This window comes from Thioalkalivibrio sp. HK1, from assembly GCA_000583135.1.
In the GTDB taxonomy this organism is placed as follows: Bacteria; Pseudomonadota; Gammaproteobacteria; order HK1; family HK1; genus HK1.
The window spans coordinates 1-16,322 of the sequence record JFBG01000004.1 but is presented as its reverse complement, the minus strand read 5'-3'; the positions used below and the strand labels follow the sequence as shown (position 1 = coordinate 16,322).

At 59.7% G+C, this 16,322-nt stretch carries 17 protein-coding genes; 9 read left to right on the top strand and 8 right to left on the bottom strand.

Annotated features, from left to right (window positions below):
- A complete protein-coding gene (locus BF99_RS0101405; RefSeq protein WP_038096864.1) occupies window positions 1-1,281 on the bottom strand; it encodes an aspartate aminotransferase family protein in 1,281 nt (426 codons plus the stop codon).
- A 732-nt stretch (window positions 1,282-2,013) separates the two neighbouring features.
- Between BF99_RS0101405 and proC the strand changes: the two genes are divergently transcribed.
- Window positions 2,014-2,838: a pyrroline-5-carboxylate reductase gene (gene proC / locus BF99_RS0101385; RefSeq protein WP_025769441.1), complete on the top strand. Its 825-nt coding sequence runs from the start codon at window positions 2,014-2,016 to the stop codon at window positions 2,836-2,838.
- Window positions 2,839-2,850: 12 nt separating this feature from the next.
- Entirely contained in the window at window positions 2,851-3,423 is a 573-nt protein-coding gene (locus BF99_RS0101380) for a YggT family protein (protein ID WP_025769440.1), read from the top strand.
- Between the two features lie 105 nt (window positions 3,424-3,528).
- Here BF99_RS0101380 and BF99_RS21720 read toward each other — a convergent pair whose 3' ends face one another.
- From BF99_RS21720 to coaBC, 6 genes are all read right to left on the bottom strand, one after another.
- Complete coding sequence (locus BF99_RS21720) at window positions 3,529-4,266, bottom strand: M48 family metallopeptidase (RefSeq protein WP_025769439.1); 738 nt, start codon at window positions 4,264-4,266, stop codon at window positions 3,529-3,531.
- A 21-nt stretch (window positions 4,267-4,287) separates the two neighbouring features.
- Complete coding sequence (gene slmA / locus BF99_RS19935) at window positions 4,288-5,004, bottom strand: nucleoid occlusion factor SlmA (protein ID WP_197018998.1); 717 nt, start codon at window positions 5,002-5,004, stop codon at window positions 4,288-4,290.
- Between the two features lie 110 nt (window positions 5,005-5,114).
- Entirely contained in the window at window positions 5,115-6,026 is a 912-nt protein-coding gene (gene argB / locus BF99_RS0101365; RefSeq protein ID WP_025769437.1) for an acetylglutamate kinase, read from the bottom strand.
- Window positions 6,027-6,121: 95 nt separating this feature from the next.
- On the bottom strand, window positions 6,122-7,711 hold the full coding sequence (locus tag BF99_RS0101360) for a phosphomannomutase/phosphoglucomutase (RefSeq protein WP_025769436.1): 1,590 nt from the start codon (window positions 7,709-7,711) through the stop codon (window positions 6,122-6,124).
- A 276-nt stretch (window positions 7,712-7,987) separates the two neighbouring features.
- Window positions 7,988-8,443 carry a dUTP diphosphatase gene (dut, locus tag BF99_RS0101350; protein ID WP_025769434.1) on the bottom strand — a complete coding sequence of 152 codons (456 nt, stop codon included), beginning with the start codon at window positions 8,441-8,443 and terminating at the stop codon, window positions 7,988-7,990.
- On the bottom strand, window positions 8,424-9,707 hold the full coding sequence (gene coaBC / locus BF99_RS0101345; protein WP_156013114.1) for a bifunctional phosphopantothenoylcysteine decarboxylase/phosphopantothenate--cysteine ligase CoaBC: 1,284 nt from the start codon (window positions 9,705-9,707) through the stop codon (window positions 8,424-8,426). Before coaBC ends, dut begins: the two co-directional genes overlap by 20 nt.
- 179 nt (window positions 9,708-9,886) lie before the next feature.
- On the opposite strand from coaBC, the gene radC reads away from it, so the two are divergent.
- From radC to lipA, 7 genes are all read left to right on the top strand, one after another.
- Window positions 9,887-10,561, top strand: a complete 675-nt coding sequence (gene radC, locus BF99_RS0101340) for a RadC family protein (RefSeq protein WP_025769432.1) — start codon at window positions 9,887-9,889, stop codon at window positions 10,559-10,561.
- Between the two features lie 420 nt (window positions 10,562-10,981).
- On the top strand, window positions 10,982-11,218 hold the full coding sequence (gene rpmB, locus BF99_RS0101325; RefSeq protein WP_025769430.1) for a 50S ribosomal protein L28: 237 nt from the start codon (window positions 10,982-10,984) through the stop codon (window positions 11,216-11,218).
- 70 nt (window positions 11,219-11,288) lie between these two features.
- Window positions 11,289-11,444, top strand: coding sequence for a 50S ribosomal protein L33 (gene rpmG, locus BF99_RS0101320; protein ID WP_025769429.1), 156 nt, complete (start codon window positions 11,289-11,291; stop codon window positions 11,442-11,444).
- A 20-nt stretch (window positions 11,445-11,464) separates the two neighbouring features.
- On the top strand, window positions 11,465-11,821 hold the full coding sequence (locus BF99_RS0101315) for an FmdB family zinc ribbon protein (RefSeq protein WP_025769428.1): 357 nt from the start codon (window positions 11,465-11,467) through the stop codon (window positions 11,819-11,821).
- A 614-nt stretch (window positions 11,822-12,435) separates the two neighbouring features.
- Window positions 12,436-13,488, top strand: coding sequence for a dihydroorotase (gene pyrC / locus BF99_RS0101305; RefSeq protein ID WP_025769426.1), 1,053 nt, complete (start codon window positions 12,436-12,438; stop codon window positions 13,486-13,488).
- Between the two features lie 61 nt (window positions 13,489-13,549).
- A complete protein-coding gene (gene rnt / locus BF99_RS0101300) occupies window positions 13,550-14,212 on the top strand; it encodes a ribonuclease T (protein ID WP_025769425.1) in 663 nt (220 codons plus the stop codon).
- A 265-nt stretch (window positions 14,213-14,477) separates the two neighbouring features.
- Window positions 14,478-15,446: a lipoyl synthase gene (gene lipA / locus BF99_RS0101295; RefSeq protein WP_025769424.1), complete on the top strand. Its 969-nt coding sequence runs from the start codon at window positions 14,478-14,480 to the stop codon at window positions 15,444-15,446.
- 277 nt (window positions 15,447-15,723) lie between these two features.
- Here the strand turns inward: lipA and BF99_RS23225 are convergent.
- A partial coding sequence (locus tag BF99_RS23225) for a hypothetical protein (RefSeq protein ID WP_038096843.1) occupies window positions 15,724-16,322 on the bottom strand: 599 nt, incomplete at its 5' end.

Here is a 16,322-nt window from a genome sequence, read left to right as displayed (position 1 = left end):
TCAGTGCTTTGCGATCTCCTTGGCAACCGCATCGAAGGCCTGCAAGGTGAGATCGATATCCTCGTCGGTGTGGGCGACGGAAACATAGAATTTGCTGCTGGCCTTGATCACCCCATGCTCCGCCAAAAGGCTGTTGAACATCGAGAGTTTTTTCTTGTCCCCGTTCTCGACCGACCAATAGTCGACGATCGGAGCCCCGGTGAAGACGATCTCGAAAAGACAGGGCTCGCCGGTGATTTGGGACTCGACTCCGGCATCGCCCATCGCCTTGCCGAGCCCTTCCATCAGCCGCCGGCCGTTCTCGAAAAGGCGCTCGTAGGCATCGCCTCGACTCAAAACATCGAGGGTCGCAAGCCCGGCGCTGGCAGCGATCGGATTTCCGTTGAGGGTGCCGATCTGCGGCAGGAAACGTTCCGGCCCTACGGCCTCGGCGTCGAAATGCCGCATGATATCCTCGCGCCCGGCAAGGGCCGCCAGCGGGAAGCCGCCGCCCACGATCTTGCCGATGGTGCATAGGTCGGGCACTACCTGATAGAACTCCTGCCCGCCGCCGTAGGAGAGCCTAAAACCGGTGACGATCTCGTCGAAGACCAGCGGGATCTCGTACTTCGACGTCAGCTCTCGCACCCCTTGAAGGAAACCGGGGCGGGGAGTGATGATACGCTGCAACGGCTCCATCACCACCCCGGCGAGGGCATCGTGATGCTCCTCGATGATGGCCTTGACCGCTTCCAGATCGTTATAGGGGGCAACCAGGATCTCGTTTTCGATCACCTCGGGGATGCCTGCGGAATCCGGGATCGGATTGGTGCCGTTGGCATGCCGTTTGGGCGCCAGGCTCATCAGGGCGTATTCGTTCATGCCGTGATAGCCGCCCTCGAATTTGAGGATCTTCGAGCGACCGCGAAAAGCCCTCACCGCCCGCATCGCATAGAGGGTGGCCTCCGACCCGCTGCTGGTATAGCGCACCTTTTCGGCGCAGGGCATCGCCTTGCAGATGGCCTCGGCCAAGAGGATGCCCGGAGGGCTGTTGGCGAAAAAAGTGGCGCCGCGTTCGAGTTGGGCTCGCACCGCCTCCATCACCTCGGGGTGGTTATGCCCCAAGAGCATCGGACCTGAACCCAGTAGATAGTCGACGTATTCTCGTCCCGATGCGTCCCGAACGCGCCCGCCTTCACCCTCGACAATCACGAACTCCGGGGCATTTCCGAAGCTGCCCCCCGGGAGATAATTTCGGGCCTTCTCGCGCAAATCGGCCTCGGCGCGGGTTGTCTGATCCATGGTTGTTCTCCGCATCGACGAAAGAGGAAATTCAAGGTAGAGATCATCGAAAGGCGCCTCGATCGATACCCCCGTCCAAGTGCCCTTCAAGGTAGGCGGGAATGATAGTACTAGTTGGGCGATTTCGAGTCATCCTTTTCGACGATCGCTCGAAAAAAACGATGCGCCGAACCGCCGCTTTGCCGGGCGCGGATGCCTTGAACAATCGTTTGGATCATCCGGCTGGATCGGCCGGCCGGAGCAGCCGATCGAATCATCTGAATCACCCGATCGGACGCTTGGATATTTCGCTCATGCATCGGGTATCGATGCGAACTCGCCCGCTCCTTCGGTCTGACCCGTCGGCCGCTTTTCTTGGGATGGATCAGGGCTTTATTCGGTCCTTTCCCGAGATCCGAGGAATCGACGAAGGAAAGGCGAGTCATCGGCGCAAGAGCGAATCACCGCCTCGGGGGCTGATGGCTGAGGCCAGAGGCGGCATCGGCCCATCGGCTTCGCTTCCGATCGACCCCGCCGTCGATGGGATGGGTCCTTGATTCTCGGGTTTTGGGGCAATCCGGATCGAAAAGGAAATCTTGGAAGCGTTCAATCCTTTGGATGCACCGCCCATCGCTAATATAAACTTTCGCTTACCGGCTCGGCGCCCCTTGGCGATCGCTATCCTTCGCCTTCGCCGGACAATCGCCGGATAACGAGACATTTCCTTTTTCGATCCCAGAGGCTTTAAAAACCATGAGCAATTCGGATATCGGCTTCATCGGTGGCGGCAATATGGCCACCAGCCTCATCGGGGGGTTGATCGCGAATGGCTTTTCCCCCGAGACGATTTATGTATCCGACCCCGATGCCACCCGGCTCGACCATCTGCGCCGGCGCTTCTCGGTGCATACCGGCAGCGATAACACGGTGCCCGCCTCCTGCCCCACGGTGGTGTTGGCGGTCAAACCGCAGGTCATGCGCGAGGTGGTGGTGAATCTGGCGCCTACTTGGGCGGATCGCGATCCCCTTTTGGTCTCGATCGCCGCCGGGGTGCGAATATCGGATATCGATCGCTGGGCCGGCGGCGGCAAAGCCATCGTGCGCACGATGCCGAACACTCCGGCGCTCGTGGGAGCGGGGGCGACCGGGCTTTTTGCCAACGAAAGGGTGGATGAGAAGCGATGCCTCGATGCCGACAAGGTTCTGCGAGCGGTGGGCATCACCTTGTGGGTGGATGAAGAGGATCTGTTGGATGCGGTAACCGCCCTTTCCGGCAGCGGACCGGCCTATTGCTTCTTGCTGATGGAAATCATGCAAGCGGCGGGGGAGTCGATGGGCTTGGAGCGAGACACCGCCAAACAACTGACCTTGCAAACGGCCCTCGGGGCCGCTCGCATCGCCTTAGACGAGGGCGAAGACCCCGCCACCTTGCGCAAGCGGGTCACCTCCCCCGGAGGAACGACCGAGCGAGCCATCGTCACCATGCGAGAAGGCGGTATCGAGGCGCTGGTCAAGCAAGGAATCTCGGCGGCGCAGCGACGATCGGTGGAGCTCGGGGATGCCTTGGGCGAAGAGTGAGGACTGCCGAACATGACCGGACATATCGACAATGCACTGGCGTTCCTCGTCCAAAGCGTTATCGGTGCCTATATCCTGATTGTCATGCTGCGCCTGCTCTTGCAATGGGTAAGGGCGGATTTCCACAATCCCGTTTCCCAATTCGTCATTCGTGCCACCGACGCTGCGCGCGCACCCTTAAAACTGCTGATCCCCACCATCGGGAGGATCGATGGCGCCTGCCTCTCCTTGCTGCTGATCCTGCAATCGGCCGAAACCCTGTTGCTCGGTGCAATCACCGGAAGCATCCCCTCGCCGGGTGCGCTTTTACTCTTCTCCATGGCCGAGATCGTGCAGCTGGCCTTGAACGTATTCCTGTTCTCGATATTGATCGAAGTGATCATGAGTTGGATCAACCCCTTCGCGCGAAACCCGGTCTTGATTTTGGTGCACAGCATCAACTATCCGCTGCTCGCGCCCGCCCGCCGCATCATTCCTCCGGTGGCGGGCATCGACCTTTCACCGATCGTCGTCATTTTGATCTTGCAGCTAGGCGGTTTTTTGATCGTCAACCCTCTGCGCGGGATGGCCATCGCGATGTGGTAGGCAGCGGTCGGCAGCGGTCGGCAGCGGTCGGCAAAGGGCGGGATCGAATGGCGAATCCGCCATCCCATTCGAAAAACACCCGCGGGCGGCCAAAAACCGCTAACGCTACAAGGGAAATTGCAGGGCGTTGAGGCGGCGGCGACGAAGCCGATAGTCGGGAACGATGCTCTCCACCAAAGACCAAAAGGAGGCGGAGTGATTCATATAGCGAAGGTGGCATAGCTCGTGCACCACGACATAATCCGATAACGCCACCGGAGCCATCATCAAGCGCCAGTTGAGGCTCACCCTACCTGTGGTGGAGCAACTTCCCCATCGGGCACGCTGCCCCCGAATGGAAAGGGTCGGCTCGGGCACATCGAGCTGCGGTAAATAATATTGGATACGCTCGGCGAAGTGGATCTTCCCCTGCCTGCGATACCACTTCTCCAAAGCCTTGCGCAGGAAATCGGGCTCGGAATCGGGGACGCTTACCCACAAATTGTCACCCCTTCGCTCGACGCGCGAGGGGCGCCTCTTGGCATCGACCGAAAAAGACGAGCGATGCACTTCCAAAGTCAACGATCGATCGAGCAAGGGCAAGAGGGTGCCGGTGATCAAAGGAGGGCGCTCGCTTCGCCGCCGCCGGCTCTTTTCCAATAAATCCAAGACCTTGGTTTCGTTTTCGCGCAAGATCGCTTGCGCCCGCTCCAAGCCGAAACGCCACGGAGCGCGCAGTTCCAGTTCACCGGCTTCGTTGATTAAAAAGTGGATATGGCGGCGACGGGGTACGCGCTTGAAGATGAAGGGAAGGTCGGTGGAAAAAAGGCGCACCGTCGCGCGGCGTTCGATCGTCGTGGCCACTTCGGCGATCGACCTTATCCATCAAGGCGATGTGGACGATCCGGGGCGGGGGTTCGTTCCCGGTCCACCTTCGAGGCGATGCCTTCGGGCATTGTTTTCGAGATCGCCGAAGACTCCGCGCGCCAAGAGCGCCCACTGCTCGTCGAGGGTTTCGGTGGGGAGCGCCCCGCTGATATTGAACTGGCGAATCCGACCGATCAGGAAGGCACCGATGAGATTGGCGCTGACCCGAGCCCGACCGCGCATGGACAAGGGCGTGCTCGGCGCCTGCTGAATGACTCGGCTGATGTGGGTTTCGATGCGGTCGAAGAAATTCCCCACCCGCTCCGAAAGCCTCGGATCCTCGCCATGCAGCACCTCGCCCAAAAGAACCCGCGAGATGCCGGTGCTGCCTTCGACGAAATGCAAAACCGAACGCACGATGCGCTCGCAGCATCGCTCGGGATCGTCCCCGGCATCGGCGCAGATACGATTGATGGTGCTGAACACCGAATGCTCGCAGGATTCGATGAGGGCTTCGAACATCGCCGCCTTGCCGGGGAAATGGCGGTAAAGCGCCGATTCCGACACCCCGACCGCCGCCGCCAATTGCCGCGTGGTGATCTTCGATGCGCGATTGCCCTCGATTTCGCGCACCAGAACTTCCAAAATCCGCTCGCGCTTGTTGCCGCCGGGATTGCTACCGGTATTGCCGCCGGCGCTCGCGGTCTCGCCCGGGGTTTCGTATCCCTCTTTCACCGTCCATCCCTCGAACGATCGGCCGTGAACTCCGAACGCCATCTCGGATATCGCCGAGAATCCGAGCCGCGCCCGGATCGATCGTCGAATCGATCGAATACGAAGCCCATCTAGGCATCTTCCCGGCTGATAAAGGTTCCCACGCCCTCGTTGGTGAAGATCTCGATCAATACCGCATGATCCACCCGCCCATCGATGATATGGGCGCTATGCACCCCGCCTTCGACGGCATCGAGAGCGCAGCGCACCTTGGGCAGCATGCCGCCGCTGATGGTCCCGTCTTCGACCAAAGCCTCGACCTCCTTCGCATGCAATCGGGAAATCACCTCCCCGTGGCGATCGAGCAGCCCCGGGGTATTGGTGAGCATGATCAGTTTTTCGGCCCCCAAAACGATGGCGATCTTCTCCGCCACCAAGTCGGCGTTGATATTGAAGGCGCTTCCGTCGGCGCCCACGCCGATGGGAGCGATCACCGGAATCAGATCCGCCTGCGCCAAGAGATCGAGCACCGTGACATCGATCCTTTCCACCTCCCCGACATGACCGAGATCGATGGTCTTGATATCACCGGCGTCGAAGGCCGGAAGCAGCATTTTACGGGCATGGATCAGCTCGCCGTCCTTACCCGTCAGACCGAAGGCGCGAGCGCCGTGGGTATTGAGAAGGGAAACGATTTCTTTGTTGATCAACCCTCCGAGAACCATCTCGACGACATCCATGGTCTCGCTGTCGGTGATCCGCATGCCCTGCACGAAATGCGTTTCCTTGCCCAAACGGGCGAGGGTCTGCCCGATCTGCGGACCGCCTCCGTGAACGATCACCGGATGGATCCCGACCAATTTCATCAACACCACATCGCGGGCGAAGCTGCTCTTGAGCTCGGCGTTTTCCATCGCCGCCCCGCCGTATTTGATGACCACGGTTTTGCCGCGAAAGGCTCTGAGAAAAGGCAAGGCCTCCACGGCGAGCAATTTGGCGATACGAATGGAGCGGCTTTTTCTGAACTTTGGGTTCGAAGACATCGCACCTGCGGAATTCGCAGCGTTTGCAGGCTTCTCGCCCTTGGGTTTTGACGGTAAGGGTGTGGATTTCATGGGAAGGGTACCGGCGGAGCTCATCACGCTTTATCGGTGTCGATCGAATGACCTGCAAGATCGGTCGGGGAGGAGGCAAGTCGGCCAAGGGCGTCTTCGAGCATCGGTCCGGCAGCGGTTGCCAGCAGCGCCTTTTCGAAGCGCCCTCGGATGCGGGCGAGAGATTGGGCATCCTTTCCTTCGAAGCGCATGACCAAACCGGGCTCGGTATTGGACGCTCGCACCAATCCCCAACCATCGCTGAAATCGGCTCTAAGGCCGTCGATCTCGGTGATCTGCGCATCGGGAAATGCATTGCCGCTTTTTAGCATCTCGACGATTCGCTCCTGCTCTCCTTCGGCAACCGGCACCCGAATCTCCGGGGTTCCCACCCCGTCGGGCAACTGCGCAAAGAGCTCCGACGCTCGACACCCGGCGGCGCCCAAGATCTCGGCCATGCGGGCCCCGGCATAAAGCGCATCGTCGAAGCCGAGCCAGCGATCGGCAAAGAAAATATGACCGCTCATCTCCCCGGCCAAGGGAGCCGCCGTTTCCAGCAATTCGCGCTTGATGTAGGAATGTCCCGAGCGGCACATCACCGGCCGCCCCTTGTATTGCTCGATATACGCCGCCAACAGCCCGGTGCACTTCACATCGAAGATGATACGCTCTCCGGGGCGATTCGAGAGCACATCGCGGGCGTAGAGCATCAATTGCCGATCCGGCCACAAGATTCCCCCTCGATCGTCGACCACCCCGAGGCGATCGCCGTCCCCGTCGAAAGCCAAACCCAAATCGGCGCGACGCTCGCGCACGGTCCGGATCAGATCTTCGAGATTTTCCGGGACGGTGGGATCCGGATGGTGATTGGGAAAGTCGCCGTCGATCTCGCAATGCAGTTCGATCACCTCGTGTCCCAACGCGCGAAACAGGGCGGGGGCGAGCGAACCGGCGGCACCGTTTCCGCAATCGATGACGATCTTCAAAGCCCTTTCGGATGTCGGCGATACCGGCGCGATATCTTCGAGCACCCGCTCGATATAGATCCGCTCCATCCCCTCGATCCTCTCTCGTCTCGCCGATGCGGCCTTGCGCTCATCGACGATGCGCTCGATATCGCCGCTCTCGATCAGATATTTCAGCCCGATGATGTCATCCCCGTACAGGGTCTGGCCTTTGAGGAGGATTTTGAGACCGTTATAGGACGATGGGTTGTGGCTACCGGTCACCATCACCCCGCTCTTCGTGCCCAAGTGCGAGGTTGCGAAATACAGCAAGGGCGAGGGGACAAGGCCTATATCCAGAACATCGCAGCCGCCGGCGTTCAGCCCTCGGATCAAGGCATCGCCAAGCATCGGGCCGGAATGGCGACCGTCTCGCCCGACCACCAAGGTGCGAATATCGAGAGCCCGAGATCTGACCCCGATCGCTTGCGCAATCCGGTAGACGACCTCTTCGGTCAGTTCTTGCCCGACGATGCCGCGGATGTCGTAGGCCCTGAAGATCGCCCGGGGCAACGGGCGATTCTCGCCTGCGGATGACTCGATGCCCCCTCCATAAGCGATATCTTCATCGGGTCGATCCGCGCAAGCATTGGAAGGCATATCACCGGGTGCGACCATTTCATCTTCCATGTCGGTCCGCTCGAAGGATTGATTCGCTTATCCGATTCGAGCGGTGGATATCGGATATCGAAGAAACGAAATTTCAAGAACTCGACAATCCGCATTCCCGATCGGATGATGTCGTCGGATGGTTGCGCGCAATGTCTTGCACTCGGACGATTCGAACCCTTTACGACGGCCCCTTATCATCGAGGATTTTCTTTCGAGGTGGGCTCGATGCAAGATCGATGCAAGGGCTCGATGCAAGCTCGATGCAAGGGCTCGACGAAAAGCCCTCGATCCGGTTCAAGCGATGCCGGTATGCCCCAAGCCTCCGCCGCTGCGAGCCGTTTTTTCGAATTCATCGACGATCTCGAATCCTACTTGCACCACGGGGACGAAGACGATCTGAGCGACTCGATCGCCGGGAGAGATCGTGAACGCCCGCTCGCTTCGATTCCACAGCGAGATGAAGATCTGCCCTTGATAGTCGGAATCGACAAGACCGACGAGGTTGCCCAAAACGATGCCGTTGCGGTGGCCGAGCCCGGAGCGCGGCAAGAGGACGGCCGCCAAATTCGGATCCGCGATGTGAATGGCGATGCCCCCGGGGATCAGCTCGCAAGCGCCGGGGTCGAGGGTCGAGGGGGCATCGACGCAGGCTCGAATATCGAGCCCCGCCGCCCCTGCGGTCTCGTAGCGGGGCAGGGGAAACTCCTTCCCCAGCCGCGGATCCAGTACTTTAATCCGGATATTTTTCACGATAACGCTCGGCGATGGTTTCCACCAAGGTTCGGGCGAGATCGTGCTTGGGGGCCAACCCCAGCTCTTTTTCTCCCCCCGGCCAAAGCACGCTCAACGCATTGTGATCGTCTTCGAATCCGCGTCCTTCGACTCCGACCAGATTCGCCGCGATCATATCAAGCCCTTTGGCTTCGAGTTTATGCCGCCCCCGCTCTTTCACCCGTTCGGTTTGGGCCGCAAATCCGACGGTGAACGGGCCGTTGGCCAACGCTGCGACCTCGGCCACGATATCCGGCGTGCGCGTGAACTCCAACACCATCGACTCCTTCGTTTTTTCGATTTTGCGCTTCGACGAGTGTATCGGGCGGTAGTCGGCCACGGCGGCGGCGGCGATGAAAATATCGCAATCTCGTGCCTTTTCCATGGCCCGGTCGTACATTGCCTGAGCATCGATGACGTCGATCCGCCTAACTCCGGGCGGAGTCGGCAGCGCCACCGGGCCGCTGATCAGAACGACCTGCGCCCCGGCCATCGCGGCCGCTCGGGCGACGGCATAACCCATCTTGCCGGAACTGTGATTGCTGATAAAGCGCACCGCATCGATGGCTTCTCGGGTCGGACCGGCGGTGATCAGCACTTCGAGTCCGGCCAGAGATCCCTTCGAGATCATTTCCGGGATCGCCTCGTCGGCCGGATCGTCGGCATCGCCGCCGCTCCCGCCGCCAAGCCCGTATTCGGCGAAGAGCGCCTCGACCTCGTCGGCGATCTCGGCAGGCTCGAGCATCCTTCCCGGCCCGACCTCCCCACAAGCCTGATCCCCGCTTCCCGGACCCAACAGCCGCACCCCTCTTTGCCGTAAAAGGGCGGCGTTGGACACCGTTGCCGGGGCCGACCACATCTGTCGGTTCATCGCCGGCGCCACTGCCAGCGGCGCGGCGGTGGCCAAGCATAGGGTCGTCAGGAGATCGTCGGCGAGCCCGTGAGCGAGCCGGGCCATCAGATCCGCCGTCGCCGGGGCGATCAAGACCAAGTCGGCCCATCTGGCCAATTCGATATGCCCCATCCCCGCCTCGGCCTGCACATCCAAGAGCTCGCAATGCACCGGATGGGTGGAAAGGGCCTGGAATGTCAGCGGCGAGATGAACTCGGTCGCCGCCCGGGTCATCACCACCCGCACGTCGAATTCCCGCAAGCGCAAGATGCGTACCAGCCCCGCCGACTTCCATGCGGCGATGCCTGCACCGATCCCCAGAACAATTCGGCGTTTCGATGGTCTGATCATAAGAGCGCAGTTTATCAGTAGCGGGCATCCTTCGAGCGCATCGACAAACGCGATCGGACTCTTCCAAGCCCCTTACCGATAGGCGCTACCGAAACGAACCTGAACCCAAGAACGGCTCGCTCGAAGGATGGATTGAATACGAAGAGAACCCTTGCCGATCGCTTTTTTCAGGAGCGCTCATGACGATCTCCGATTGGCCGAGCATGGAACGACCGCGCGAGAAACTGCTCGCCCAGGGCCCTCGCGCCCTCTCCAGCGCCGAGCTCCTCGCCCTTTTCATCCAAACCGGCACCCGCGGATGCTCGGCGGTGGATGTGGCGCGCAACGCCCTTGTCCATGCCGGGGGGCTGCGAGCGCTATTCGATCTCCCGCCCGATCGCTTGGCCGATATCCCCGGGATCGGCCCCGCCCGAGCGGCCTTGATCAAAGCGGCGATAGAAATCGCCACCCGCTACCTCGAAGAGGGGCTCCAAAAGCGCGAGATCTTCAGCTGCCCCGAGGATACCTGCCACTACCTTCACGCTCGTTTGCGTTCGCGTCCCCATGAGGTCTTCGCCTGTTTGTTCATGGACAATCGCCACCGGATGATCGCCTACGAGGAGATGTTCCGGGGCACCATCAACGGCACCAGCGTTCATCCCCGGGAAATCGTCAAACGGGCGTTGGAACTCAACGCCGCCGCCTTGATCGTGGCCCATAACCACCCTTCCGGGGTCGCCGAGCCCAGCGAGACGGATCGCAGCATGACCCGCAAACTCGCCTCCGCCCTTGCCTTGGTCGACTTGCGGCTTTTGGACCATATCGTCATCGGGGACGGCGATGTGGTGTCGTTCTCGCAGCGGGGATTGTTATGAGCGCCGTTATGAGTGCGCCCTGCGGCACGAGGCGGCCTTCGGCCGATCGAGCGAGCGTGCAGGCGATCGGGCACGGGGTTCGGGGCTCTTTACGCTCGGCGATCCTCGGGGCGATCCTTGAAAGGGATGCTCGTCGAAAAACCCGATATCTTGTCCGAATCGCCTTTTCTTGCTATAAAATACGCACTTCGTAGGCACCCGTATGCAAAGCGCACCGTCGATGCGCATCGAAAAAGCCGCCTTCGCTCGCCCCTTTCGGCGCTCTAAAGACAAGCGGGTGGTCATCGATGCGCGCTCTTGCATCATGCGCAGAGCGCGATCGGCGGATCGTGATCGACCATTGATAAACCGCTGTATCGATATCCTTTATCGCCTCGGGTCTCATCGGCGATGCCCTCTGAAAAAGCGAGTATCAGCACCATGTCCAAAGTCTGTCAGATCACCGGGAAGCGCCCGATCACGGGAAATAACGTTTCCCACTCGAATCGCAAGACGAAGCGTCGCTTCCTGCCCAACCTCCATACCCATCGCTTCTGGTTGGCCCGCGAGAATCGTTATGTGCGCCTGCGGGTATCGACCAAGGGCATGCGCATCATCGACAAAAAAGGCATCGATGTCGTCATCGACGAAATGCGCGCCCGAGGAGAGCGGATCTGATTCGCCGAGCGACATCGGATCCCTCGACCGCTCATCAAGCAATCCATCGACCCCTTGGGAGATTTGAATCATGCGCGAGAAAATCAGATTGAACTCGACCGCAGGTACCGGACACTTCTACACCACCACGAAGAATCGGCGCACGAAGCCGGAAAAGATGGAGATCAAGAAATTCGATCCCAAAGCCCGGGCCTATGTCGTCTACAAGGAAGGAAAGATCAAGTAGTTTTTCGGAGTGCCACGAAGATGCCGATCTACGAATACGAATGTGTCGGTTGCGGCGATCGCCACGAATTCATCCAAAAATTCAGCGATCCCCCCAAACGCAAGTGTCCGGCTTGCGGCAAGTCCAAGCTCAAGAAACTGATCAGCGCCGCCGCCTTCCATCTCAAGGGTGATGGGTGGTATGTCACCGATTTCAAAGATGGCGGCAAGAAAAAGCCGGATGCCAAAGCCAAGGATGCCGACACCGGAAAATCGGCGGCGGATGCATCGAGCGCATCTTCGGATGCGAAAAAATCCGACTCGAAAACCGAATCCTCATCCGGCGACTCCGGCAAGAAAAAGAGCAAGACGAAGGGCGGGCCCTCCAAGGCCGCTTGATGCCTTTTTTCCTTCCGCGCCATTCATTCCTTTTCGATCTCGGGCACGAAACGAAAGCGGCTCCGCCTTCTCGAGGCGCAGGTCTTAGGCCTTTCCATGACCGGATCATGAGCGATGCACCGACGCCCGTTCGAGGCATCGATGTATCGGGCGGCTTCTTTGTCGGATCGTGCCCTTATCTTGCTGCTTGCAGGTTCTCGAAATCTCTTCCGGATGAGAGATAGCCGGGGGCTTTGCGCCCTTCGAGAAAAAGACTCTCCTTCGAATACCGAAAAGGCCTTGGGCTGGATCCCGATCGCCTCGGTGTGCGCATCCTCGGCGCACCGATCTCACCCATCTTCGAAAAAAACGAGATCGAGCGAATCGAGACGATTCATCGTCTTTCGATGGATCTTCCAATATCGATCCCGCCCGAATACACCCGCCGGTCGTGCCTTGAGTTGATGCAAAGCCACTGTCGATGGCGGCTCTTGACCCTCGCCCTATCTCCTTGACAGCCTCCTTCGAAGCCGGACACCATACAATCACCGCATCAAGGACGGGGCTTTATCGAGTGAAGGCCTTGTCGCCATGACCGCCAACGAGCATCCCTTGCATCTGCCGGGAATAGGGCATTGAACGAAATCACCTTGATACGACCCGACGACTGGCATGTGCATTTTCGAGATGGTCCGGTGCTCGCCGATGTCGTTCCCGCCAGCGCTGCACGTTTCGGGCGGGTGGTGGTCATGCCCAATCTGGTACCTCCGGTGACGACGGCGGCGGCGGCGCAGGCCTATCGCCGGCGAATCCTGTCGACGGTTCCGGGCCATCCCTCCTTCAATCCTTTGATGACCCTTTACCTCACCGAGAGCACGAGGCCTGCCGAAGTTCGCAAGGCCGCTCGATGCGGCGCCGACTTCGATTGTCCGGTGATCGGATTCAAGTTCTACCCCGCAGGAGCCACCACCCATTCCGATCAGGGGGTGAACGATATCGCTCGCTGCTACGCCGCTTTGGAAGCGATGCAAGAAGAGGGGTTGGCGTTGCTGATCCATGGAGAGGTGGTCTTGGAAGAGGTCGATATCTTCGATCGCGAGCGCATCTTCGTCGAAAGAGTATTGGCCCCCTTGGTGGAGCGCTTCCCGGCGCTCAAGGTCGTGCTCGAGCATGTCACCACCGCCGATGGGGTGGATTTCGTGCGCCGCGCCCGAAAAGGCGTTGCGGCCACGATCACCGCGCACCATTTGCTGCTCAATCGCAACGCGCTTTTCGAAGGCGGATTGAGACCGCACCACTATTGTCTTCCGGTGCTCAAGCGCGAGCGCCATCGCCTTGCCTTGGTCGAAGCCGCCAGTTCCGGATCCGAGCGCTTTTTTCTCGGCACGGACTCCGCCCCGCATCCGAAACACGCCAAGGAATCCGCCTGCGGTTGCGCCGGTATCTACACCGCGCATGCCGGGATCGAACTCTATGCGGAGGTCTTCGAGGGCGCCGGGGCTTTGGATCATCTCGAGGCTTTCGCATCGCGCAACGGGCCTGACTTCTACGGGCTTCCCGTCAACGAAGAATCGATGGTCTTGCATAAAAAAGCGTGGAGCGTGCCTCGAACGATGCCGATCGGAGAGGAGGATCTCATCCCCTTTCGCGCAGGCAGCGAAGTGGCTTGGCAGGTAGCACCCCGATAAGACCGATTCGAAAAGACGCATTGCGTTTTTCAAATACCCTCGAAAATCGATGGAACCATCCATGAGCGCTACCGAAAATCAGGCATCGGACTCGAAGGCCGAACCCTCTTCGGCGGAGGAGGGGCGCTCGAAGATCGCGAATCGCTTTCGGGGTTTTTTGCCCGCGGTGATCGATGTCGAAACCGGGGGCTTCAATGCCAAGACCGATGCGCTGCTCGAAATCGCGGTGGTGCTGCTTCGTATCGATGATTCGGGGTATTGGGGGATCGATATCACTCGATCGACGCATGTCGAGGCTTTTCCCGGGGCGAATATCGAAGCCGAGGCCCTCGAGTTCAACCGCATCATCCCCGATCACCCTCTACGAGACGCCAAACCGGAGAAAGAAGCGCTGCATATCGTTCTCGATCCGGTGCGAAAGGCGGTGCGAGCGCATGGCTGCACCCGAGCGGTATTGGTCGGGCACAACCCCGCCTTCGATATCTCCTTTTTGAACGAGGCGGTCAAACGATGCGGGTTCAAGCGCAACCCCTTCCATCCTTTTTCGACCTTCGATACCGCCACCTTGGGGGGGCTCGCCTTCGGGCAAACGGTCTTGGCCCGGGCGGTGCAAGCGGCGGGGATCGAATGGGATAGCCGCGAGGCGCATTCGGCGATTTACGATGCCCGAAAGACGGCGGAGCTCTTTTGTCATATCGTCAATCTTTGGGACCATCGGCCTTGATATCATGATCGATCGCTTGTCGGCATCTTCGTATTGCAAGCAAGCGGCGGACTTGGCTTGAATCATCGACGGGCGAACACCAAATAACGAACACCAGATAAAGAGTGTCGATTCGCCCCACCGCTCAGGGCCGAGAGAAACCCTTATCATCTGCGCTATCTCGCTTTTCGACGATGCGATCCTCTCACCGATCCCGAACGATGGACAAGGGCAAGACCCATCGGCCGATTTCTTTCGCTTTGCCAAGCACTTCGAAGGCTCCAAGATGAAGACACCGGATCTCTCCGCTCCTTTGCGCCCGACCCGCGAAATGCGGGGAAAGGACAAGACCTCCCGCATTCCGATCAAGGTGGTTCCCCTTCAAGGTCCGTTGGAAAGAAAGCCCCCTTGGATTCGCATCAAGGTCAGCAACGATCCCAAAGTGGCGCAGATGAAGCGCCGGTTGCGGTCGCAAGCCCTGCATAGCGTTTGCGAGGAGGCCTCCTGCCCGAACTTGGCGGAATGCTTTTCTCACGGCACCGCGACGTTCATGATCATGGGCGACCTTTGCACCAGACGATGCCCCTTTTGCGATGTCGCCCACGGCCGACCTCGACCCTTGGACGAAGACGAACCGCAAAGACTGGCGGCGACGGTAGAGGATTTGGGGCTTCGCTATGTCGTGATCACCTCGGTCGATCGCGACGATCTTCTCGATGGCGGGGCCGAGCACTTCGCACGATGCGTGCAAGCGGTACGAGAAACGAGCCCCGGCATTCGCATCGAAATCCTCGTCCCCGACTTTCGAGGGCGCATGGACTTGGCCTTGAATCGCCTTGGCCGCGCGCCCCCCGATGTCTTCAACCACAACTTGGAGACGGTGCCCGCCCTGTACCGCAAGGCGCGTCCCGGATCCGACTACGAATGGTCTCTCGATCTGATCGAGCGCTTCGGGAAGGAGCACCCCGATATCCCCACCAAATCCGGACTGATGGTGGGGCTCGGCGAGAGCCGGCGGGAGATCGTCGAGGTGATGAAGGATCTGCGGGCGCACGGCTGCCGGATGCTCACGATCGGCCAGTATCTGCAACCGAGTCGCCATCATCTTGCGGTCGAGCGCTATTGGGAGCCGAAGGAATTCGAGGACTTGGCGGAACAGGCCAAGGCGATCGGATTCGACAATGTCGCCAGCGGACCGATGGTGCGCTCCTCCTATCATGCCGACCTTCAGGCCAAGGGGGAATCCATTACCTAACCTTGCATTGTTTGAAACCAAACGCGATCGATGGACAAAGCCGATAAGGCCGATGTCTTGGCCTCTTTTCGAAAGACGCCCCGTTCCTTGGGTGATCGACCGCTTTGGAATCGTCCTCCCCGATAAATCCCTGAATATCACCAAAAAAAGAGGGGCGTCGAACGCCCCTCTTTTACCTCACCGTCGTTTTTCCCCGATCGGTTCCTTGATCGCTCCCTATCCTCCTCGTTCGAAGCCCGGCCGGATTCGCTCGAGCGATCAAGCGGACCGAATGGGGCTAATCGCAGGAGGGGTGGAAGCACTCGTGGTTGGAAGCAAACACGCCGAAGATGCCGACATCTCGGATCGCCGGGCTGTTATCGTCCGTCCCATTGAAGCACGCCCAAGCGTCCGTGCCGCAGACAGGCTTAGGGTCTCCGAATCGCAGCTCGGCGACCATTGTTTTTTGCTCGACCGAAGCCTGCCCGCCGTGAACCTTCTCGCAAGTGTCGTAACAAGACTGCGACCCGTCTTCGTATTCGTCGCACTGCCACTTGCATTGATTCAACTGGCTACCCGCAAGCATCGTGGGCTGTTCCGCATCGATAGACGCCTGTCCGCCGTGAACCTTCTCGCAAGTGTCGTAACAAGACTGCGACCCGTCTTCGTATTCGTCGCACTGCCACTTGCATTGATTCAACTGGCTACCCGCAAGCATCGTGGGCTGTTCCGCATCGATAGACGCCTGTCCGCCGTGAACCTTCTCGCAAGTGTCGTAACAAGACTGCGACCCGTCTTCGTATTCGTCGCACTGCCACTTGCATTGATTCAACTGGCTACCCGCAAGCATCGTGGGCTGTTCCGCATCGATGGACGCCTGTCCGCCGTGAACCTTCT

Excerpts from the sequence above, each read along its gene's own strand:
- BF99_RS0101405 (WP_038096864.1), bottom strand. The coding sequence starts at position 1,281 with ATGGATCAGACAACCCGCGCCGAGGCCGATTTGCGCGAGAAGGCCCGA.
- proC (WP_025769441.1), top strand. The coding sequence starts at position 2,014 with ATGAGCAATTCGGATATCGGCTTCATCGGTGGCGGCAATATGGCCACC.
- BF99_RS0101380 (WP_025769440.1), top strand. The coding sequence starts at position 2,851 with ATGACCGGACATATCGACAATGCACTGGCGTTCCTCGTCCAAAGCGTT.
- argB (WP_025769437.1), bottom strand. The coding sequence starts at position 6,026 with ATGTCTTCGAACCCAAAGTTCAGAAAAAGCCGCTCCATTCGTATCGCC.
- BF99_RS0101360 (WP_025769436.1), bottom strand. The coding sequence starts at position 7,711 with ATGGAAGATGAAATGGTCGCACCCGGTGATATGCCTTCCAATGCTTGC.
- coaBC (WP_156013114.1), bottom strand. The coding sequence starts at position 9,707 with ATGATCAGACCATCGAAACGCCGAATTGTTCTGGGGATCGGTGCAGGC.
- radC (WP_025769432.1), top strand. The coding sequence starts at position 9,887 with ATGACGATCTCCGATTGGCCGAGCATGGAACGACCGCGCGAGAAACTG.
- rpmB (WP_025769430.1), top strand. The coding sequence starts at position 10,982 with ATGTCCAAAGTCTGTCAGATCACCGGGAAGCGCCCGATCACGGGAAAT.
- rpmG (WP_025769429.1), top strand. The coding sequence starts at position 11,289 with ATGCGCGAGAAAATCAGATTGAACTCGACCGCAGGTACCGGACACTTC.
- BF99_RS0101315 (WP_025769428.1), top strand. The coding sequence starts at position 11,465 with ATGCCGATCTACGAATACGAATGTGTCGGTTGCGGCGATCGCCACGAA.
- rnt (WP_025769425.1), top strand. The coding sequence starts at position 13,550 with ATGAGCGCTACCGAAAATCAGGCATCGGACTCGAAGGCCGAACCCTCT.
- lipA (WP_025769424.1), top strand. The coding sequence starts at position 14,478 with ATGAAGACACCGGATCTCTCCGCTCCTTTGCGCCCGACCCGCGAAATG.